At 62.4% G+C, this 20741-nt stretch carries 18 protein-coding genes; 10 read left to right on the top strand and 8 right to left on the bottom strand.

Annotation, left to right across the window (positions count from 1 at the left end):
* Nucleotides 1–63: 63 nt before the first annotated feature.
* Nucleotides 64–1458, bottom strand: coding sequence for a hypothetical protein (locus ACAH01_RS11645; RefSeq protein WP_372479290.1), 1395 nt, complete (start codon nucleotides 1456–1458; stop codon nucleotides 64–66).
* A gap of 560 nt (nucleotides 1459–2018) precedes the next feature.
* On the opposite strand from ACAH01_RS11645, the gene ACAH01_RS11640 reads away from it, so the two are divergent.
* The gene (locus tag ACAH01_RS11640; RefSeq protein WP_372479289.1) at nucleotides 2019–2231 is read left to right on the top strand and encodes a hypothetical protein; all 213 of its coding nucleotides are present in this window, start codon (nucleotides 2019–2021) and stop codon (nucleotides 2229–2231) included.
* 55 nt (nucleotides 2232–2286) lie between these two features.
* On the opposite strand, the gene ACAH01_RS11635 is transcribed toward ACAH01_RS11640, so the two are convergent.
* Both ACAH01_RS11635 and ACAH01_RS11630 read right to left on the bottom strand, forming a co-directional pair.
* Nucleotides 2287–3309 carry a tyrosine-type recombinase/integrase gene (locus ACAH01_RS11635; RefSeq protein ID WP_372479288.1) on the bottom strand — a complete coding sequence of 341 codons (1023 nt, stop codon included), beginning with the start codon at nucleotides 3307–3309 and terminating at the stop codon, nucleotides 2287–2289.
* 3 nt (nucleotides 3310–3312) lie between these two features.
* Entirely contained in the window at nucleotides 3313–3882 is a 570-nt protein-coding gene (locus ACAH01_RS11630; protein ID WP_372479287.1) for a hypothetical protein, read from the bottom strand.
* 513 nt (nucleotides 3883–4395) lie between these two features.
* Here ACAH01_RS11630 and ACAH01_RS11625 point away from each other — a divergent pair.
* Nucleotides 4396–6378 (top strand): PAS domain-containing protein, encoded by a 1983-nt coding sequence (locus ACAH01_RS11625; RefSeq protein ID WP_372479286.1) that lies wholly within the window; start codon nucleotides 4396–4398, stop codon nucleotides 6376–6378.
* Between the two features lie 154 nt (nucleotides 6379–6532).
* Here the strand turns inward: ACAH01_RS11625 and ACAH01_RS11620 are convergent, their stop codons facing one another.
* From ACAH01_RS11620 to ACAH01_RS11605, 4 genes are all read right to left on the bottom strand, one after another.
* A complete protein-coding gene (locus tag ACAH01_RS11620) occupies nucleotides 6533–7711 on the bottom strand; it encodes a hypothetical protein (RefSeq protein WP_372479285.1) in 1179 nt (392 codons plus the stop codon).
* Nucleotides 7708–9153: a M81 family metallopeptidase gene (locus ACAH01_RS11615; protein ID WP_170093866.1), complete on the bottom strand. Its 1446-nt coding sequence runs from the start codon at nucleotides 9151–9153 to the stop codon at nucleotides 7708–7710. Before ACAH01_RS11615 ends, ACAH01_RS11620 begins: the two co-directional genes overlap by 4 nt.
* 105 nt (nucleotides 9154–9258) lie before the next feature.
* A complete protein-coding gene (locus ACAH01_RS11610; RefSeq protein ID WP_372479284.1) occupies nucleotides 9259–10680 on the bottom strand; it encodes an alpha-L-fucosidase in 1422 nt (473 codons plus the stop codon).
* Between the two features lie 101 nt (nucleotides 10681–10781).
* Nucleotides 10782–11765, bottom strand: coding sequence for a glycoside hydrolase family 18 protein (locus ACAH01_RS11605; RefSeq protein ID WP_372479283.1), 984 nt, complete (start codon nucleotides 11763–11765; stop codon nucleotides 10782–10784).
* 93 nt (nucleotides 11766–11858) lie between these two features.
* On the opposite strand from ACAH01_RS11605, the gene ACAH01_RS11600 reads away from it, so the two are divergent.
* The gene (locus ACAH01_RS11600) at nucleotides 11859–12194 is read left to right on the top strand and encodes an L-rhamnose mutarotase (RefSeq protein ID WP_372479282.1); all 336 of its coding nucleotides are present in this window, start codon (nucleotides 11859–11861) and stop codon (nucleotides 12192–12194) included.
* A gap of 48 nt (nucleotides 12195–12242) precedes the next feature.
* Here ACAH01_RS11600 and ACAH01_RS11595 read toward each other — a convergent pair whose 3' ends face one another.
* Entirely contained in the window at nucleotides 12243–13118 is an 876-nt protein-coding gene (locus ACAH01_RS11595) for an amidohydrolase (RefSeq protein ID WP_372479281.1), read from the bottom strand.
* 74 nt (nucleotides 13119–13192) lie between these two features.
* Here ACAH01_RS11595 and ACAH01_RS11590 point away from each other — a divergent pair, with 74 nt between their 5' ends.
* The 7 genes from ACAH01_RS11590 to ACAH01_RS11560 all read left to right on the top strand — a co-directional run bounded on the left by ACAH01_RS11590 (nucleotide 13193) and on the right by ACAH01_RS11560 (nucleotide 20078).
* Nucleotides 13193–13996 (top strand): SDR family NAD(P)-dependent oxidoreductase, encoded by an 804-nt coding sequence (locus tag ACAH01_RS11590; protein ID WP_372479280.1) that lies wholly within the window; start codon nucleotides 13193–13195, stop codon nucleotides 13994–13996.
* Between the two features lie 55 nt (nucleotides 13997–14051).
* On the top strand, nucleotides 14052–15236 hold the full coding sequence (locus tag ACAH01_RS11585) for a mandelate racemase family protein (RefSeq protein WP_372479279.1): 1185 nt from the start codon (nucleotides 14052–14054) through the stop codon (nucleotides 15234–15236).
* Nucleotides 15237–15426: 190 nt separating this feature from the next.
* A complete protein-coding gene (locus ACAH01_RS11580; RefSeq protein ID WP_170093873.1) occupies nucleotides 15427–17577 on the top strand; it encodes an ABC transporter ATP-binding protein in 2151 nt (716 codons plus the stop codon).
* A 42-nt stretch (nucleotides 17578–17619) separates the two neighbouring features.
* Nucleotides 17620–17856: a hypothetical protein gene (locus ACAH01_RS11575; protein ID WP_170092367.1), complete on the top strand. Its 237-nt coding sequence runs from the start codon at nucleotides 17620–17622 to the stop codon at nucleotides 17854–17856.
* Nucleotides 17853–18950, top strand: coding sequence for a Gfo/Idh/MocA family protein (locus ACAH01_RS11570; protein WP_372480807.1), 1098 nt, complete (start codon nucleotides 17853–17855; stop codon nucleotides 18948–18950). Before ACAH01_RS11575 ends, ACAH01_RS11570 begins: the two co-directional genes overlap by 4 nt.
* Before the next feature lie 100 nt (nucleotides 18951–19050).
* A complete protein-coding gene (locus ACAH01_RS11565; RefSeq protein WP_170093874.1) occupies nucleotides 19051–19821 on the top strand; it encodes an IclR family transcriptional regulator in 771 nt (256 codons plus the stop codon).
* Nucleotides 19822–19823: 2 nt separating this feature from the next.
* Nucleotides 19824–20078 (top strand): hypothetical protein, encoded by a 255-nt coding sequence (locus tag ACAH01_RS11560; protein WP_372479278.1) that lies wholly within the window; start codon nucleotides 19824–19826, stop codon nucleotides 20076–20078.
* Nucleotides 20079–20741: the final 663 nt, after the last annotated feature.

Below are 20741 nucleotides of genomic sequence, written 5' to 3'. Positions count from 1 at the left end.
TTTGCTAATAAATGTATATACCATATAACTATCGCAAAAAACCAAAGAAAAAGACGTTGGCCGTTATTTCTTCTTCTCAACCTCAATATCCAACAACTCCTCACAAACATCACAAACCTTGTGATGTACGAAGTCAAGTTCGTTTAGGTACATCTCTAGGTCCTTCGCATTAGTCTCGTGAGTCAGACCCTCAGCCTCCCACGCCTTCTGTGGCGTTTCATTAATTAGCGCAAGAGCAACCATTGCCGAATCACGCTCCTTCTGTTCGACAACATCAGCAACACATTGTGCAACGTTCCCTCCAAGAGACTCAATCGTGGGGTATTCTTCCTTCAGCTCCTCACCGACGACATCATCAATCCACGTCAGATTATCCTCACGAAATATAAGACGCTTCGAATGTCCGCTCGAAGTCGTCTCTCCTTTACTGGGACCACGCTCATCGATAATACTTTCTTTTATATCGTCAACAAGCTCAGACGCTCCAAACTCAACCATATCTTCAAGCGACTCCATTACAGTATCAACATAGCCGTCCTTCGTTACCTGTGTCTGCATATCACCGTTTATCTTCTCATTCAGTTTCTCCACCTCTTCCCTGCTCCAAGTTGTTCTATCCTTCGACCTCATCACCGCACGAAGCACGCCCGCACGGTTCGCACCCTCATTGAACTTATCTTCATTCCGTGCCTCAATAGCTTCTTCCTCTGTAATCTCGACTTCGTGGTGTACACGAATATCTTCAACGTCCATTCCAGACGAATCAAGTTCAGCATCATCATCGAACAACGCTTCCCACTCATCGTGATGCTCACCATCAGACTCCTTACGAACCTTATCCATACGACGCTGAACCCATTCCGTCGCCTCATCATACGTGACTGTCTCACCCTCCGCTACGGCCAGAAGCTGTTGAAGGCTCAGGATGTGGTCACAGGAACCATTGAAAGGAGAGTCAAACCACCACTCAACTGCCGCATTGACGATGTAAGACCGATATGAAGGAGTTTCTGAAACGGCGTCCCAAAGTTCGAAGTTCGTATTCAGGTAAATAGTATAATCATCTGTCTCTTTCTCTTCACCATCTGCCAATTTCAGGGTAACACCCTCAACTTCGTCTTTCGCAGTCTTCCATTCATCGACTGTATGGAAATCAAACACTTGATTCCACGACTTCTCATTCGCCTCAACCTGAGATATTTTTTTCTGCGTCTCTGAGATAGACGCTTTGGGCAACGGTACATTCTTCGACCGCAGGCGTTCTTCTACAAGCGCTTGCGTACGGGCTAAATCACCAACTGCAAGAAACTGCGCCAACGCCTCATTTACGATGTTACACACCGTGAAACCGTCATTCTCGGACGCAAACTCCATTAATTCTTTGTACGTCTCAGGGTGTAGTTCTGGCTGTTTCTCATTCAGTTCATCACTTCTTTTCTGATATGCAATTGTCTGCATACTAAACATTACAACAATCAGGGTGATAAGTATTGGGCTAGAATCAGGGTAAAACCCTGAACCATATTTATAAAATAAGGGTATATTACCTTATTTCATATTATTATAGTTACCACCTGCGGTCGCAACCTGCCGGTTCCACCCTAAGCTAACCCGATACAACAACAGAGGGGCGAAGCCCCTAAAACCTATCATAACCCTATTGAAAACGGCGAAATCCAGCGGTTCCGGGGGTATCATAAAGAGCGGTAGAACGCCGATTCATCGGAACTACTCAGAGAGCGGCTGTCTCAGAGATTCAAAAAAATATTTCTCGGAGGTAGAACCCATCATAACAAGCGAGCGAAGCGAGCTTTAGAGGGTTCCAAGTTGGAGTGGAAGAATAGGGGTTCTTCTCGAATACTGTATGGAGATTGTAAGAAGAAAAGAGGAGAACTCTACGGCCACACTTTAGGGTTCGAATGCGGGGAAGACTTCTCCAATGTTACGGAGGTCGTCGTGGTCGACTATCTTTTTCACTTGTCTTCGTGTTTCTCCTGTTGTACCATCGAAGGTGTGGCTTGAAGGGCTTCCTCACAGGTTTCGTAGCCGGTTATGTGGACTTCTTCTCTGTTCTTGCCCGTCTTCACGCTCGCAACAAGCCGGTCGAGGAAGATGTGTTCTCGGCCCTCTCGCTAATGAAGGACGCCTTCTCTGACTTCGGGTGGTCGAGGAGCGAGAAGAGGATGTTACGCCTGTCGAGGCAGGTGGTGAACTATGAGTGCGAGTCTTGATTTCCAGACGGCCTTCGAACTGTACCGTTCCTATGAGATTATTTAACTGGGATTTTCAGCTGGTACTTCGCAGGTAGTCTTTTCTGACTTGTTCCCAATCAGTTGTGATGTAGTCTTGTGTGGTAGATATTTTGGCGTGTCCGGCCATTTTGCGGATTGCAGGTAGTGTCATTGGGGTCTCGTTTGCGAGGTAGGAGATTCGAGAGTGCCGGATTCGGTGTCCTGTTACGAGCCATCGTGTGTTTCCGTTGCCGTCTGTACAGATTGGTTCTTGGATACCGGCGTCGTGGGCGGCGTCTTTGATGAGTCTGGAGATGTGTGATGGTCTCATTTGTTTGGACTGGTGTGTGAGGAAGAGGTATGGTGAGTCGCTGGCGTGGGGTGAGAGGGCGGCTCGTCGTTTGTTTATCCAGTCTTTCATTAGTTCGTCTAAGTTGGAGTTGTAGTAGACTCTCCGGATATAGAGGTCGGGGTGGTCTTCGGGGTTCAGTTTGGAGCTTCGGATTCGTATCTCTCGTTTTCCGAAATCGATGTTGTCGATTTTTATTCGGCTGATTTCGTCGGTTCGGAGAGCTGTTTGCCACGCAAGTCTCGCAAGTAGAGAATTTCTGATTGGAGGGTTCCCCATATGGTCGAATATTTTGGTGATTCTGTCCTTTGGGAGTGCTTTGACGTTCTCTCGTCCCTCTCGCCGGAGTACTTTGACGTATTCAGCCGTCTGCGGCTTCAGGTTGTAGTGGTCTTTGAGGTCTATATCGGAGGTTGGATTCTCTTCGATTGGGTAGTCCTCTGGGATTATCCAGAGGTAGAACATAGAGACGGACGAGAAAAGGGAGGAAACGGAGGTATCAGCTAAGTTATTGACGGAGCGGATGTATTGGTGTATCTCGGACTCTGTAACTTCGAATGGGTTAATATCTTCGTTTTGACACCACCCTAACCATTTCTTGACTCCGGCTTTCCTTCGTGTGCCTGAATTCTCTTTATCGTAATTGTCGACCGTGAATGCACCGTATTCTTCGTATAACTTTTTGTATTGGCCGTCGAGAACGACATCTGGTGTTTCACTTACTCCCATAGATTACTCCTGAGGAACCTTGTAGTATCGAGTGAATCCGTTTGTCTCGGTCGAGTGAACGTGTTCTTTCTCTTTAGAGAGGAATTTCAATGCCTGTCGGACTTCAACTTCATCAGCGTCATCTATCGCTTCGGCCCACGCACTTGCTGTGCCTAACTGCTTTGCACGTTGCATATAATCATCGGCTCCAGAGGCTTCTGATATTGGTGGTAATTCGCTCTCTGATTCGATTACGTAGAGATAATCGTTCAGCGTCTTCGCCGTTGTAGCGACATCATACGAGACCTTCGTACTCTGTTCGTCAACACGTCGTTCGAGCGAGTCTATTCGGTTGAGAACCATATCCATCTTCTCGGACAACGGTTCCATATCGACTTCTGCTTGGACCCGCCCTTCTTCTCCTTCATCGTCTTTCTCCGAGAAAAAGGTAGACTGCATTGCCGCTCGGATAGCTCCTGCAAGTGATGTGTATGGGTTATCGTCGTTCTCGATGGTCGCCTCCTCCCACTCCTCTTTTTTCGAGGGTGAGACCCTGATGAGAATCTGCTTAGTTTTATTCTCTCCCTTGGTCATAGCTATGATTGGATTCGAGGTATTATAAAAGTGTATATCAATTGTACCTCGGCTACTCCATAGATGCGCCAGATGTTCGGGTAATCACACGGCGACGTTCACGGCCGACGACGCCCTCGTCGACGCGGTCTCTGGACCGCCCTTCTCCGTCTACACGACGAAGTAGACGCCTCTTTGCCGGGATGAATTTCTCCTCCCGCTCGGTGTCGTAGAAGACTCACCATTTATCTGTTGTGCATCTATCCACGGCCTTTATTGCCCTCTCTGTCTGCGCCTGGGCGTTATCAGGGACAAAAAACCCCGATATCTCACCACACACCTGTTCTGGAACTATATACTGGTGTATTTGTGTATCAAATCGAGTGTCTGTGTTCGAACCCGCACTATCTCACCTCACTCGGACCGATTCACGCACTCGTCACCGATTGATGGATTCCCTCGGGGACCCTCGCACTGCGGTGCGTGTTGCCAAACGTTTTGTATTCTCGGGACGGGCACTACGTCGTGGCGTCGATGAACCCGATACTCTCCCCACCGAAGGCAGTTCTCGTCGTCGGTGCCCCGACCTCGCGACGTGAGCGGCTCGAAACGGTCCTCGCCGACGTGGCCGACAGCGTGTACGTCGCCGAATCGACAGACCGGGCCACGGCTGTCCTCTCGGAGCACGACGACGTTGGCTGTGTCGTACTCGCGGCCGACTGCGACGGCGTCGTCGGGTTCCGGCGGACCGTCACAGACCACGACGAGTATCTGCCGGTCGTGCTCCTGTTCGACGGCTCGGTGACCGACGTGAGCGTCGTGACCAGTGCCGGAGAGACGACGCTCCTGCCGACTTCGGCGTCGGACGAGGAGCTGTGTGATATCGTCACGGACCACTTCGAAACGTACCGTGATCGGCTGGTAACCGCAGAGGAGAGTGACATGCTCCAGTCGTTCCTGTCCTCGATCGAGATCCCCATGTTCGTGAAAGACGAGCAGGGTCGGCACCTCCGGAAGACGGAGGCGTGGGGCGGTATCGACCCGGAGGTCGTCGTCGGGAAGACCGACCGGGAGCTGTACGCGTACGATCCCGAGTCGGCCGAGCAGTTCTACGACCACGACATGCGGGTCATCGAGAACGGCGAGCGCATCGTCGACCGCGAGGAGGCTCCCGGACCGCCGGGCAACCGATACTGGGCACGGACGACCAAGGTCCCGTGGCACGACGACGACGGCAGCGTGAAGGGACTGCTGGGGTTGTCCTACGAGATCACGGACCTCAAGCAGCAGGAGCGGCGACTGGAACTGCTGGAAGACCGTTTCGACCAGTTCGCGACGTTCCTCTCCGAGGAGGTGCTCGACACGCTCCAGTCGGCGAACGGACAGCTCGGCATCGCTCGCGAGACGGGCGACGACGACGCGTTTCGGGCCATCGAGAGCGCTCACGACCGCATGGAACAGCGACTTCGCGACCTCAGTACGCTCGCGAGCAAGTCCCCGAACGTCGGTGCCACGAACAGCGTCAATCTGGCCTACGTCGTCAACGAAGTCTGGTCGTTCATCGCGACCGGCGACGCACAGCTGGCGTTGCACGTACCCGACGAGACCCTCATCCACGCGTCGATGGGCGGCATCCGTCCGATCGTCGAGCACCTCCTCCGACACGCGGCCGACAGCGGCGAGGACGTGACGGTGTCCGTCGGCGCACTCCAGGAGGGATTTTACGTCGCCCACGACGCGCCCACGTCGTCGGCCGACTGCGGGCGAGCGACCGAGAGTGGATTCGTGACGCCGAACGACGGACAGGGATCGGGCCTCGCGTTCGTCTCCGAGATCGTCGAGCGCAACAACTGGTCGCTCACGGTCACCGACCGTGACGAGTCGGGGACGCGCATCGAGATCCGTGGTCCGCTGGTCGTCACCGGCACGGAGACGGACTGTGTTCCGGGGGCCGACCACTCGCTCACCGAGAGCGATCCGGTCGGCGAGGGTGACGTGACCGGCAGCGTCGAGGTCGAGTCCGTGAGCAACTGGTGGACGCTGGCCGGAACGACGGGGACACAGCGACAGCAGCGAGACTACTACTTCGCACACGCCGCCGTCGAGGGCGACGCCCGTATCGAGGCGCGACTCGTCGACATCGAACACGTCAACGACTACGGCTCTGGCGGGCTCATGGTCCGGGACGGACTCGGTCCCGAGGACCCGTACGGCTTCCTCGGCTGGACGGTCGGGCGCGGGACGGAGATTCTCTGGCGGACCGACCCCGGCGGCGAGACGAGCCGGCATCTGCTCGACGACGACGCGGGACCGCAGTGGCTCCGGATCGACCGGATCGGCGACACGGTGACCTACCTCGTCTCGCTCGACGGATCGAACTGGCGTCGCCTAGACCAGCGTCCGGTCGCCCTGTCGGACCCGATCCACGTCGGACTCGCCGTCTCGGGTGCGATTCCGACCGACGAGTGCGAGGCGACGTTCGCGGACGTGACGGTCTGTGAACTCGAATGTGAGTGATACGGATTATTGTCGATCTGTACCGGATCGGCCCCACGCCACCGGGAGACCCTATCCGCCGTCTCCCGAGCCCGTCCGCACATCGTTCGGCCGGATGCCGTGCGATCGACCGGCAAACGGCGACAACAATCCGTATGAGGGGCGTTCTGCCGTCTCACTCGATCGTCGCCAGTACGTCGCCGATCCACTCCAGGTTTCGCTCGGGGACGACGCCGTAGCCGTAGAACGACAGCGAATCGGCACCCGCGTCGACGGCCGCCTCGACCTGCTCGCGGAGCTGTGCCCGCGAGTGGACGATCGGATCGCCCGCGAGGATGCCCGCCCGCACGGGGGCGTCGACGAGCGACCGGGTCGTGTGAACGTCGTCTCGGACCACCGTCGGATCGGAGTGGTACGCGAGAACCGTCGCTTCGTCCATGTACTGAGACATCCCCGAGAGATCGAGACCGTGCTTCCAGGAGTGTTCGACGCCCATCCGGTCGTCGCCGAGGCCCCCCATCTTGAAGTAGTAGCCGAAGTCGGTGTCTCCGAGCACGTCGTCGAACGCGCCGAACAGCTCGGTCAGCGTCTCGCGGCGCGCGTCGGCGTAGGCGAACACCTCGGGGTGTTCCATGAGCCAGCCACCCACGTCGGTATCGTGGGCGAGACGACCCTCGAACCGGTCTGTCAGCCCCGCGCGGGCCGACTGCCGGGCGCGTTCGACGTCGACGCCGGCCGCCCGGGCGTTGTCCTGACAGTGTTCGCAGAAACAGAGGCCAAAGAGGAACTCGCCGAGTCGGCCCAGCCGGTGGAAGAACTCCTGGTGGTGCCAGCCGTAGCCGGTGCCGTACTGGTAGTCGGCCAACTCCATCTCGACGGTCTCGAAGACATCACGGTCGCCGAGGTCACCCGTCAGCTCGATACCGAACTCCTGTACGTCGGGGTGGGACGGACAGAGACCGAACACCAGCGAGTCGCCGAACGGGGACGTGAGCGTGGCGTCGGGGTGACGTTGGCCCTGCCGAGAGCTGTGGAACGTCGCACCCCACGAGTTCAGATCGACGGGGGTGCCCTCGAAGCCGGCCGCGATCTCGGCCAGCCAGTCGTCGTCTCCCATCGTCTCGTTGACGTCGGGCGTGATCTCGCCGTAGCGGTCCCAGTCGGGCTGGAAGTACTCACTGGCGTCGGCGAAGAACGTCTTCCGCTCGGGGTTGTGCGGATTGAGTGTCTGCACGGAGTGCATCGTCGTCGCCAGGTTCACCTCGTCGATCCCCAGGGCCGCGAGACGCTCGGCGGCCCGCTCCGGTCCCTCGTCGACGAGGTCCCACGGGTGTGCCCAGATGGCGGCGTTCACGCCGACCACCTCGCGTTACTCTCGAAGGTCGCCGCTGGATCGGCCGGATAGATCGGGCGCGGGACGTGCTCGTACGGTGTCTCCTCGACGCGCTGGTTCGTATCGCCGGCAGTGAGAGCGAACAGCCGCCTGGCCGCGACCTCCTTCCAGGCCGGACTGAGGTAGCCGCTCTTGAGGACGACGGTGCCGCGCTCGGCGAGGTCGAGACCGAAGTCCGCGAAGAAGTCGGGGTCCCGGTGCAAGTTCGTCTTGCAGTCTGCGACGAACACGTCGGCGCTGTCGGTCGCGAGGTGGGCGACGGCGGCCCGCTCGTAGCTTTCGACCCGCTCGACCGTCCCCCTGAGTTCGAGGCCGCCCTCTCGATCGACGAACTGACCCAGTTCGAGCTCGACCGTCGCGCCCGCGCCGGCAGCCACACAGGTGTCGTAGCTGTCCGGGTCCGCGTAGATCGCGGCGATGGGCCGGTCGAGGTCGTCGCGATCCAGCAGACGTTCGAGGAAGTCGACGGCGTCCTGACTGCCGCCGGCACCGGGGATGTCGCCCGTCTCGGCGACGGCGACCGGCCGCGCGTCTTCGCCGGCCGCGACCGTCAGCGCCTCCGTCGGCGAGTGTGCTTCGGTGGTGAAGTCGAACTCCCGGCGACGTTCCCAGAACGAGGTCGCGAGGTCGGCCGCCGTCTCCGTGACTGTCTCGCGGGCGCTCGCGTCGCCGGTCACGAGCGCGTGACACCCCGCGTGGGGGGAGTCGGCCCAGGGAAAGCCCAGGAAGTAGTTGGCGTCGGCGACGCCCGGGCGCTCGTCGGCTTCCCGGAGACGTTCGATCAGCGTCCGCATGGGCTCGGCTTCCGTCTCCGATCGCTCGCCGGCCAGTATCATCGGCATGGACTCCCAGGCCAGCGCCAGGTCGAGTTCCCCCCGGAGGTCTGCGACCAGCAGGTCGGCCGCGCGCTCGCCCGTCTCGACCACGTCGGTGTGTGGCGCGGTCCGGTACCCCGCGACGCCGTCGACTCGCTCGACCAGCCCCTCGGTGATGGTCGCGTGCATGTCCAGTGCGGCGGTGACCGGCACGTCGTCGCCGACGGCCTCGCGGACGGTTTCGAGGATCGCCCCCTCGGGGTCGGGCTCGCCGTCGACGTACATCGAACCGTGGAGGTCGAGACAGACGCCGTCGAGGTCGGCGTCGAGGCGGTCGGCGAGCTCCGACCGCATCCACTCGAAGGCGTCGGCCGTCACCGTACCAGAGGGGATGTTCGCGGCCCCGACCGTCGGGACGACTTCCACGTCGGCCTCGCGGAGCCGGTCGACGATGCCGTCCAGCGACCGCTTGGCGGCGAAGGAGTCGAGCAGCGCTTCGCCGGTCGCGGTCTCGAAGTCGGCCAACGTCGTCGGTCGATCTGTGAACGTATTCGTCTCGTGACTGATCGTCGCGACTGCGACACGCATAGCGGACCGACAGTGCCGGCGGTAAAAAATCTGTGGGAACGGATCGCAATCGACGGGGCGGCGTCGACGACGCGACACTCGCTCGACGGTCGGCCTGCCGACGGTCTACTGTCCCGAGTTCACGTCGTCCCGCGGGTTGGGCACGTCAGAGAGCGCGACCGTCGTGGCGCGTTCGTCGACGGCCGCGTCCGGAATCTCCAGGGTGACGACACCGTCCTCGACGGTCAGGGGAACCTCGTCGCCGGTGGCCACGACTTCGGCTGTCGACAGACCGGACAGATCGGCGTGTTCCCCGAGTGCGAGGGGCTCTGTCTCGTCGGGCTCGTCGAGGAAGTGGACGTAGAGCGTGCGGTCCTTCCACGTGTACCGGACGCCGTGGTTCTCCGGGTCGTCGGGGAGTCCCTCCTCGGACTGTGTCTCCTCTGGCTCGGCCTCGGCGACGGGATCGCGTCCCCACGTGGCCCAGTAGGTCGTCCCGTAGATGGCCGCTCCGTTGTCGTCGAGCCACTCGCCCAGCGTCTCGATGGGGCGACGCTGGAGTTCCGGGATGGTCCCGTCGGCTCTGGGGCCGACGTTGATGAGGAGGTTCCCGTTCTTGCTGACGACGTTGACGAACATCGCGACGAGTTCGTCGCCGTCGAGGTGGTCGTCCTCGTCTTCGGCCCGGTTGTAGCCAAAGGAGTAGCCCACGCCTCGACACATCTCCCACTTGCCCTCGTGGATGTCGTCGAGGTGGTCGTACTCGGGGGTGACGAAGTCGCCGTGGTGACCCCACGACTCCTGGGCGGCGCGGTCGTTGACGGCGACTTCCTTGTCCCACTCCTCGGCCGCGCGCTCGTAGAAGTCGACGACGAGTTCCTGGGCGTCGAGGCGATCACCGTCGATCCGGGGGGTGTCGAACCAGAGCAGGTCGGGCTCGTACTTGCGGATGAGTTCGCGGTGTTTCGCGTTCATGAAGTCGACGTACTCCGGGCCGGGGACGGCGTCCTCGATGGTGGTCGCGTCGTAGTCGGGGTGGCCGAACAGCCCGTCGAACTCGGGCTGGTAGTAGTTCTGGTTGGCGTGATACGATGGCGCAAAGCGAAGCCCCTCCGCCCGGACTGCCTCACAGAGTTCGCCGACCAGATCCCGTTCTGGCCCCATCTGGGCGGCGTTGTACTGCATGTAGTGGCTGTCCCACAGCGGGAAGCCGTCGTGGTGTTCGCCGGTCATGACGACGTATCTCGCACCCACATCCGAGAAGAAAGACGCCCACTCCTCGGGGTCCCAGTGCTCGGCGTCCCACATCTCGGCGAAGTCGAGGTACTCCACGTCCTCGCCCCACTCGTCCTCGTGGTACTCGCGGATCTCGCTGTCTTCGCGGTACATCCCGAAGGGGTACCACTCGGCGTAGCTCCCGACCGGTGCCCACCCGGGCACCGAGTACGGACCCCAGTGGATGAAGATCCCGAGCTTCGCGTCTTCGAACCAGTCTGGAACTGGATGCTCGTCTATCGACTCCCAGGTCGGATCGTACTGCTCGCCCATACTGGCCGTAGCCACGCCCCCAGTACAAAACGATTGGCTTCCCAGAACGGTTCGCCGCCAGCCGCCCGACGCGTCGGGCGGTGCAATCGCGGCGGCGAGATCTACGCTTCGTCGGCCGTCTCGACCATCCGACCGTACATCGCGTCGAGCAGTTCGTCGTGCTGGGCGTCGTGGCCGTACTGCCAGCACATGATCCCCCGCAGGGACTCCTCGCGGAGGTACTCGACCTTGTGACCGATGGACTCGGGATCGTCGTAGCTCATGAACTCGCCCTCGGCTTCGAGGTAGGGTGCCTTGGCGTCCTCGTCCCACTTCCTGGTGTAGCTGTCGTCGTCGCCGAACTCGGCTTGCATCTCCTCGTAGCCCATGCGTTCCGTCCCACGGCAGTAGAACCCGCTGCCGACGACGATCTTCTCCCGCGGGACGCCGGCCTCGACGTACGTCTCGACGGTGTCGGCGACGCTGAAACGCGGGTTCAGCGACGACGTGTAGAGGTTCGTGTGGTGGCTCCGCTCGTTGGGGAGCATGTCGTAGGTCATCGCGTTGACGAGGTCGAGGCGCTCGGCGACGGCCGGCAGGTCCACGCCGACGAGGTGGCTCGGCAGGTTGCTCAGTGCCGACGTGAGCAGGTACTCGCGGCCGTCTTCGCGCCCGGCCTCGTCGAGGCGCTCGCGCAGGTGTTCCAGGATCGCCGTGAAGTCGTCGGCCTCGTCCTCGTCGGGAAACTCCCAGTCGTAGTCGATGCCGTCGAGGTCGTGCTCGCGGACGAACTCGATGGCACTGTCCGCGAACCGGTCGCGGCTCTCCGCGGTCGCCGCGATGTCGGGGAACTCCTCACAGCGGCCCCAGCCGCCGACGGAGACGATGACCTGCAGGTCGGGATTGTCCTCGCGGAGCGCGACCAGTTCGTCGATGTGCTCGGCGTCGTCGTCGATCACGCCGTCGGCAACGTCTGCGAACGCGTAGTAGACGTGCGTGAGCTTCGAGGCCGGGATGTCCACGTCCGGCAGGCAGCGGTCGGCGACGTACGCGCCGACCACGTCGTCCGATGCGAGTGACTCGGGAGACTGGGCTGTCTCTGACATACGCCACCGTTACGCCAGGCTCGTCTTAAATCTACGTGAAGCGACGCCCCGAGCGGGGACACCTATTTACGGGCTGGCCGTCCAGCCTGGCGCATGGGAAACGACACCGAGACTGTCGTCGTCATGCAGCGACTCGACCCAGACCGCGTCGACGAGTACGTCGAGAGCCACGAGCACGTCCCCGCGGCGGTGACGCGGGCGATGGAAGCGGGCGGTGTCGAGGAGTTCCGCCTGTTCGTCGAGGGCGACGTCGCCGTCTGCGTCGTCGAAGCCGAGTCGTTCGAGGCCTACCAGGAGCGCTACGAGAGCGACGAGGCGTGTCTGGAGTGGGAGGCCCACGTCGACCAGTTCAAACGCTCGGGCGTCGATCCGGAGACGGGCGAGATGCCGACGATGGACGAGATCTGGTCGTTCACCAGCGACGAGTAGCTACTGGGCGATCGCTCCGGCCGGGATGGCCCATCGCGGGACACGGCGTCACACCCGGTGGATCTCGTGGAAGGTCCGATAGCGCAGGTACGCCTCGTCGCGCCAGGAGAGGCAGTCGACGGCGTCGAGCCACGAGAGACACGCCTCGTAGTCGGCCCACTCGTCCATCCAGGGGTAGTCCGAACCCAGCATGAGCCGCTCGGGACCGAACCACTCCAGAAGTCGCCGGAGGTAGTCGTGCAGATCCGCGTACGGCCAAGACGTTCCCGACGACCGGGGCACCGAACTCACCTTGACCGCGACGTTGTCGGCGTCGGCGAGGGCCTCGAAGTCGGTCCACGGCGCGGCGTCCGGTGCCGTCGTCTCGTCTGGCCACCCCATGTGGTCGATCACGAACGTCACGTCGGGGTGGCGCTGGACGAGCCGTGCCACGTCGCGCAGCTGTTGGGCCTTCGGGAAGACGAAGACGGCCGTATCGAGGGCTCCGGCAGTCTCCCAGAACTCCGTCAGCGAGTCGTCCAGGAACCACGTCCCGGAGCGATCGATCGTCGTCGGCGCGACGGCGTACTCGAAGGCGGCGTGCAACCGGACGCCCAGCATCCGGTCGTGGTCGACGACGCGCGCCAACTGCCCAGCGGGATCGGGCCGCTCGGCGTCCGGAAAGAAGTCGATCAGCCCGACGCCGTAGAGGCGGTCTGGGTGGGCCTCGATGGCCTGCTTCGTGTACTCGTTGGCCCGCTCGCCCCGACCGTACAGCGGAGTGGTCACGACGACGGCCTCGGCAACGTCGGCCCGATCCATGTCCGCGACGAGGTCCGCGTGCGTGTACGGCCCGCTCCACCCCGGCGGCGTCACGTCCGGGTGTCGCCACGGCAACTCCGCGGTGTCCGCTCCCCACGCGTGGGTGTGCGTATCGACCAGCATACGCCGTCGTTCAGGCCCACGAGGCATGAATCTTTCCGGAGGGTTTAGGACGCAGGTCGCGGTACCCGTCTGACATGGTCGGCACAGCGACGTACGACTTCGAGGGAGTGGCAGCTATGGTCACCGGATCGACGAAAGGGATCGGCCGCAGCGTCGCCGCGGCCTTCGCCGAACACGACGCCGACGTGGCCGTCAACGCACGAACCGAGAGCGAGGTCGCCCAGACGGCGGCTGAACTCGACGAGCTGGGCGAGGGCACCGTCGTCGGCATCCCCGGCGACATGGCCGAACCCGACGACGTCGAGACGCTCGTCGCGGCGGCGATCGAGGCGTTCGACCAGGTGGACGTGCTCGTCAACAACGCGGCAGTCTGGCCACGGGAGGGATCGCTGCTCTCGGCCGACCTCGCCGAGTGGGACCACACGATGGCCGTCAACGTCCGTTCGCAGTTCTACTGTGCGACGCTGGTGGGCCGGCACATGGTCGAGGCAGGCGTCGACGGCCGTATCGTCAACGTCTCCAGCCAGACCGGCGATCGACGGACCGGCGGGCGTGGCCTGTACGGCATCTCGAACACGGCGGTCAACGGGCTCACCTGGCGGCTCGCCCACGACTTCGCTAGCGAGGGGATCCGCGTCAACGCCGTCTCGACCGACGCCGTCGACACCTTCCAGCTCCGCAAAGAGGCACGCGCCGTCGCCGACACCGAGGACACGACCGTCGAGGCCGTCCTCGACGACTGGGGCCAGCAGCGCCCGCTCGGCCGGCTCGGCCGCCCGGAAGATGTCGCGGACGGCGTGCTCTTCCTGTGCTCGGACCGGGCCGACTACGTCGTCGGCGACATCCTCCGGATCGGCGGGGGCGGCAACCTGCAGTAGCCACGGGGCGACGAGACTCACCCAGTTTTATTAGCCGGCGTGTGGCGGTGTGTGTATGGTCGAGATCACCAGCATCGAGAGCACCGAGTTCGCGTATCCGCTCCCGGACGTGGGGACGGACCGTCACGGATTCAACCTCGTGTACGAGCCCGGCACCACGACCGAGCGGAAACTGTTCGCGATCGAGATCCACACGGACACGGGCATCTCCGGGCAGTACGTCGGCGGCAACTCTCCGGCGGCCGCCCAGTACAACATCGTCGCCGACTACCTCGTCGGGAAGAACCCGCTCCACCGCGAGAAACACTGGTCGGAAGTCAAACGCGCGCTCCGGAAGTACGATCGAATGGGAATCGGCCCCATCGACATCGCGCTGTGGGACTTCGCCGGCAAGTACCACGACGCGCCGATTCACGAACTGCTCGGCACCTATCGCACGTCGATCCCCGCCTACGCGTCGACGTACCACGGCGACGAGAACGGCGGTCTGGACTCCCCCGAGGCGTTCGCGTCGTTCGCCGAGTCGTGTCTCGACCGCGGCTTCGGCGGGTTCAAGCTCCACGGCTGGGGTGGCGGCGACGGCTCCCGAGACGTCGACCGCGAGGCCGCCGCGGTCCGGGCGGTCGGCGAGCGCGTCGGCGACGAGATGGACCTGATGATGGACCCCGCCTGCGAGTACGAGACGTTCGGTGACGCGCTCCAGGTCGGGCGCGCCTGCGACGACGCCGGCTTCTTCTGGTACGAGGACCCGTACCGCGACGGCGGCGTCTCCCAGCACAGCCACACCAAGCTGGGCGAACACCTCGACACGCCGCTCCTCCAGACCGAACACGTCCGCGGCCTCGAACCGAAGACCGACTTCGTGGCCTCGGGCGCGACTGACTTCGTTCGAGCCGACCCCGAGTACGACGGCGGGATCACCGGCGCGATGAAGACCGCACGCATGGCCGAGTCGTTCGGACTCGACGTGGAGTTCCACGCGCCGGGGCCGGCCCAGCGCCACTGCATCGCCGCCTGTCGGAACACCAACTACTACGAACTCGCACTGGTCCACCCGGACTGTCAGAACACCCAGCCGCCGGTGTACGACGGGGGCTACTCGGATCTGCTCGACACCGTCGACGACGACGGCTGTGTCGACGTTCCGGACGGCCCCGGCCTCGGCGTCGAGTACGACTGGGACTACATCGAGGCCAACGCGACCGGGAGCCGGCACGTCTACGACGACAGTAACAATTGAAACGATTGACACACCGATCGCACTGTTGTCGTGCGATCGGGTGTACATCGACTTTCAATGGCGACTATAACGTCGGCGTCTCGCGGGCGCTCGTCGATGCCCTAACCGTCAAAATAATATGTGACGCTTCGAATATACGCAGTAAGCCCCTGTCTGTGGTACGCCATTACAGGGCAGTCAGGATTCGACTATGCACACTCAGAGTCACCAGCAGTCGGGCAGTAGTGTCGTCGACCCCATCCTGGAGATCAGAAACGCGTCTGTCACGTTCGACATGGATCGGGGTGAGTCTCGCGTCCTCGACGAGACCAACATGGACATCGGCCGCGAGGAGGTCCTGGGGATCGTCGGGGAGAGCGGATCGGGCAAGTCGATGTTCGCCTCGGCGTTGCTCGACGCCGTCGTCCAGCCCGGCCAGCTCAGCGGAACCGTCCGCTACCACCCCGAAGACGGCGATCCGGTCGACGTGACGTCGTTGCCGGAGGACCAGCTCAAGTCGTTCCGCTGGGAGCACATCTCCATGGTGTTCCAGGGCGCGATGTCGTCGTTCAACCCCACGACGACCATCGAGACTCACTTCAAAGAGACGCTGCTGGCCCACGACACCGACGTCGAGGAAGGGCTCGAACACGCGCGGGAACTGCTCTCGGATCTCTACCTCGAACCCGACCGCGTGCTGGCGTCGTACCCACACGAACTCTCCGGGGGGATGACCCAGCGTGCGCTCATCGCGCTGGCACTGGTGCTCGAACCCGAGGTGCTCGTCATGGACGAGCCGACGGCGGCGCTGGACCTGCTCATGCAGCGGTCGATCCTCGAACTGCTCGAAGACCTCCAGTCGAAGTACGACCTCACGCTCGTGTTCATCACGCACGACCTCGCGTTGATCTCGGAGCTCGCAGACCGGCTGGCGGTCATGTACGCGTTCGACTTCGTCGAGATCGGTCCCACCGAGGACCTCCTCGACCACGCGGCCCACCCGTACACGCGGGCGCTTCTCAACGCCGTCCCGAACCTCGAAGCGCCCATCGACAAGATGGAACCGATCGCCGGCTCCGCTCCCGACCCGGTCAACGTCCCGGACGGCTGTCGCTACCACCCGCGGTGCTCGCTTGCCGACTCGACGTGTCGGGAGTCAGACCCCGGCTTCTACGACGCGACGGACACCCACGACGTGGCCTGTCACCACTGGGAGGCGGCACAGACGGAGATCCCCTTCTCGCTCGACGACGGCCAGGACGGCGCGGCGTCGGCCGACGTTTCGGCCACCTGGTCCGACCACCAGGACGAGGACCCGCTGGTGTCGATGGAGTCGCTGGAAGTCCACTTCGGCGACGACGACGGGCCACTGAGTGGCTACTTCTCCGACTCCGAGACGGTCCGGGCCGTCGACGGCGTCGACCTGGACATCTACGAGAACGACGTCGTCGCACTGGTCGGCGAGTCCGGCTGTGGCAAGACCACGCTGGGCAAGACCGCCGTCGGGCTCCAGCGCCCGACCGGCGGTTCGATCACCTACCGCGGACAGGACATCTGGGACGCCAAGGACGGGAAGGGTGACGTGTCGGTCCCCTTCGCCGACATTCGCCGCGCGCTCCAGATCATCCACCAGGACCCCGGCAGTGCGCTGAACCCCTACCACCGGGTCCAGACCACGCTCGCAGAGCCTCTCAAGCGCTGGTATCCGGAGCTGGACAAACAAGAGCGCAACGCCCGCATCAACGGGATGCTCAAGACGGTCGGCATCACGCCGGCCGAGGACTACGCCGAACGGTACCCCCACCAGCTCTCTGGCGGCGAACAGCAACGCATCGCGCTCATCCGCGCGCTGTTGATGAACCCGGACCTCATCCTCGCCGACGAGGCGATCAGCGCGCTCGACGTGTCGCTGCGCGTCGAGACGATGGACCTGATGCTGGAGCTGCAAGACCGGTTCGACACCTCGTTCCTGTTCATTTCCCACGACCTCTCGAACGCCCGGTACCTCGCCGAGAAGGCCGACGGCCGCATCGGGATCATGTACCTCGGCGAACTCGTCGAGATCGGACCGGTCGAGCAGATCCTCCAGAACCCCAAACACCCCTACACAAAGGCACTGCGCTGGGCGACCCCGGACCTCGCCGGGGACGACGAATCCGAGATGCCGATGCGGACCATCGACATTCCCGACCCCGTCGACCCACCCAGTGGCTGTCGGTTCCACACGCGCTGTCCCGAAGCCCGCGAGGTCTGTGCCGAACAGTCGCCCACGCTGGAAACGAGCGACCACTGTGCGTCCTGCTTCCGGACGGACGAGGACCACGAGTACTGGGACAGTCCATCCCTGGCCGACGACGCGTAACACGGCGGAACTTTTATTGAGTCGTCTGTCGCAGTCGAGTGTATGAGTTCGAACAGCGTTTCGAGCGAAGCGACCTCGCCGACCGCCGTCAGGCGCGTCCTCGGGCACGTCTGGCAATCGAACCTCCTCCGTATCGCCCTGCTGGGCGTCGTCCTCGTCGTCCTCGGTGCGCTGGTCATCGACGGCGTGTTCGCGGGGATGTTCGGCATCTGGGGCGTCTCGGCCATGCTCGTGGGCTTCGGTGGCTACCTCGTCTACAAGCTCTCCTACGAGCCATAATGTATCGGGCGGGAATCATCGGTGCGGGCGGCATCGCCGGCCTCGGTATCCTCGGGATGCACGACGAGGACGACGTGGGCGAGACGAAGGTCCGCGCGAGTCACGCGGGCGGCTACGACGCCACCGAGGACATCGAACTCGTCGCCGTCGCCGACGTCGACGAGGAGACACTCGCGACGTTCGGTGACGCGTGGGACGTTCCCGCCGAGCACCGCTACACCAGCCACGAGGCGATGCTCGCCGCCGAGGACCTCGACGCCGTCTCCGTCTGTACGCCGTCGTACCTCCACCACGACCACGTCGTCGACGCCGCCAGCGCGGCCGACCCGCCCTCGGTCATCTGGTGTGAGAAACCCATCGCCTCGCAGGTCGCGAACGCTCGGGCGATGATCGACGCCTGCGACCGCCGAGAGATCGACCTCGTCGTCAACCATTCGTTTCGCTTCACCGAGAAACTCCAGCGCCTGCGGACGCTGCTGCAGGACGAGGCCCTCCTGGGCGAGGTCCAGTCTGTCTCTGCGCAGTTCAGACAGGAACTGCTCCGCAACGCGACGCACGTCCTGGACACGCTGTCGTACCTCCTCGATCAGGACGTCGACACCGTGGCCGGCCACCTGACGGGGACGAACGGTGCCACGACTGCACTCGACGCCGACGAGCAGGTGACCGACTCCGGTGGCGGGGGATTCCTCGTCACCGACGAGGACGTGTACGTCAACGTCGACTGCACGCTCGAACGGGAGATCTCCTCGATGACCTTCCAGATCGTCGGGACCGAAGGAAAGTGCTATCTCAACAACGACGACGGCGAGTGGCGCTACTGGCGGCTCGAAGACGGCGAACACGTGGAGCGTGAACTGCCCGGAATCGACGGCGCGTGGTCGTGGGACGAGGACTACCGGTCGGCCTTCCCCAACGCGGCGCGCCACGTCAGCGACCTGCTGGACGGGGCGGCGACGAACCACTCGCCCGGCACCGAGGCGATCACGTCGCTGGAGGTCATCATCGGCCTGTACGTCTCACACAACACCGACAGCATCGTCTCACTGCCACTCGAACGCCCCCTCGAAGACGTGACGGTCACCTCGTGGTGAGTACGCCGCCGTCGAAAGCCGGTGTGTCTCCCGTCTCGGCCCCTCGCCGGTTCTTCGAAAAAGAACAACTGTTTTCTAACATGGGACTGTACCCCATGCCATGTCGGACGGTCCAGAAGCGACGTACCCGATCAAGGCCGCACAGACCTCCTATCGCGTCCTCGAAGCACTGGAGGAACTCAACGGGGCAGGTATCTCCGAACTCGCCGCGGAGACCGACCTCCCGAAGAGCAGCGTCCACAACCACCTGAGCACGCTCCGCGAGATGGAGTACGTCGCGAAGGAGGGGTCGACCTACCGTATCAGCCTGAAGTACCTCAGCCTCGGGACCCACGCCCGCTCCCGCCGGCAGGTCTACGAGGTCTCGAAGTCCGAAGTCGACGAACTCGCCGCGGACACCGGCGAACTCGCGAACCTCATGGTCGAGGAGCACGGACGCGGTGTCTACGTCTACAGCCGACACGGCGACGACGCCGTCAACGTCGACGCCCGCGTCGGCCACCGCGTCCACCTCCACAGCACCGCACTGGGCAAAGCCATCTTGGCCCACCGCGACCGCGACGAGGTAACAGACATTCTCGACAGGCACGGGATGCCGAGGATGACCGCGGAGACGATCCAGAGCCGCGACGTCCTCTTCGACGAGCTGGAGACCATTCGAGACCAGGGCATCGCATTCGACAGACAGGAGCGTCTGGAGGGGCTCCACTGCGTCGCCGCACCGATCCTCGACAAGGACAGGGAGGTCAGAGGGGCGATCAGCGTCTCCGGCCCGGTCAACCGCCTCAACGGGGAACGCTACGAGGAAGAGATCCCGAGCCTCCTGCGCAAGGCCGTCAACGTCATCGAACTCAACATGGCGTACTCGTAACCGTGTCCCGGCGCGACTCGTTCCCGCGATTCCTGCTGAAGTACGTCTGTAGCCAGAAGCGCGGCATCGCGGCGCTCTTTGGCTTCCTGGCAGTCGCGCTCGTGCTCCTCGCCGTGTCGGTCTCCGTGACCGAACCGGGGAGCGCGAACCACGTCCTCGCCGTCCTCAATCTCCTCGGGATCGGACTCCTCGAAGGGCTACTCGTCGTCCTCGTTCTCGCTTGCTGGTCGATCACCGGCGACGATCCCGTCGAGTGATCGTCCGGCCGTCTTCACCGCGGTAGTTCCCGAGCCATCACCTGGGCGAACGACGAATCTGCAATGACGAACAAGATTCTTCGCTGCCGAACGGTTCCGCTCTATCCCGCCCGCTTCGAGTAACGAAAGTACGTCTGTTATTTGGGTGCCCGGAAAATCCGAGCCCCGCTGTAAACTGGCAGTAGCGGTGTTCTATGACAATATTCCACGCAGACGAATCGACGGCTGACGGGGACGTGGACGGACGGGCGGTCGAAACACACCGAACGTCCGTGATAGTCTCCGAGACACGTGAATACCTGCCACGGACTCCGGACGGCCCAGACGACAGAAGAACTGTTCGGCAAAACATAATCAAATTCGGCAACAAAGAACAACTCCGCTACGGCGCTCCCAGATGAGATAACAAAAGTACGTTTGATATTGGGCGTTCTGGTCGCCGTGAGAACTGCTGTCGTCGGCCGGCACAGGCCCATTACCGTGGTATTCAGCATCACATAACGCACCGTGTCGGTCGACGGCGTCGTCTCCAGAGACGGTGTCACTGCGAGGCTCCGCCGCCCGCTCTCTGACCACGACGGTCGCCACCCGATGGCCGGGAGCGTCGTCGACCCGGACCGCCGACCCCGATGATGAAAAATTATAAATAGTCTAGGTAACTGG

The sequence above is a fragment of the Halomicrobium sp. HM KBTZ05 genome (assembly GCF_041530035.1).
GTDB lineage: Archaea > Halobacteriota > Halobacteria > Halobacteriales > Haloarculaceae > Halomicrobium.
The sequence above is the reverse complement of the archived record's forward strand: the minus strand, read 5'-3'. Positions and strand labels throughout refer to the sequence as shown.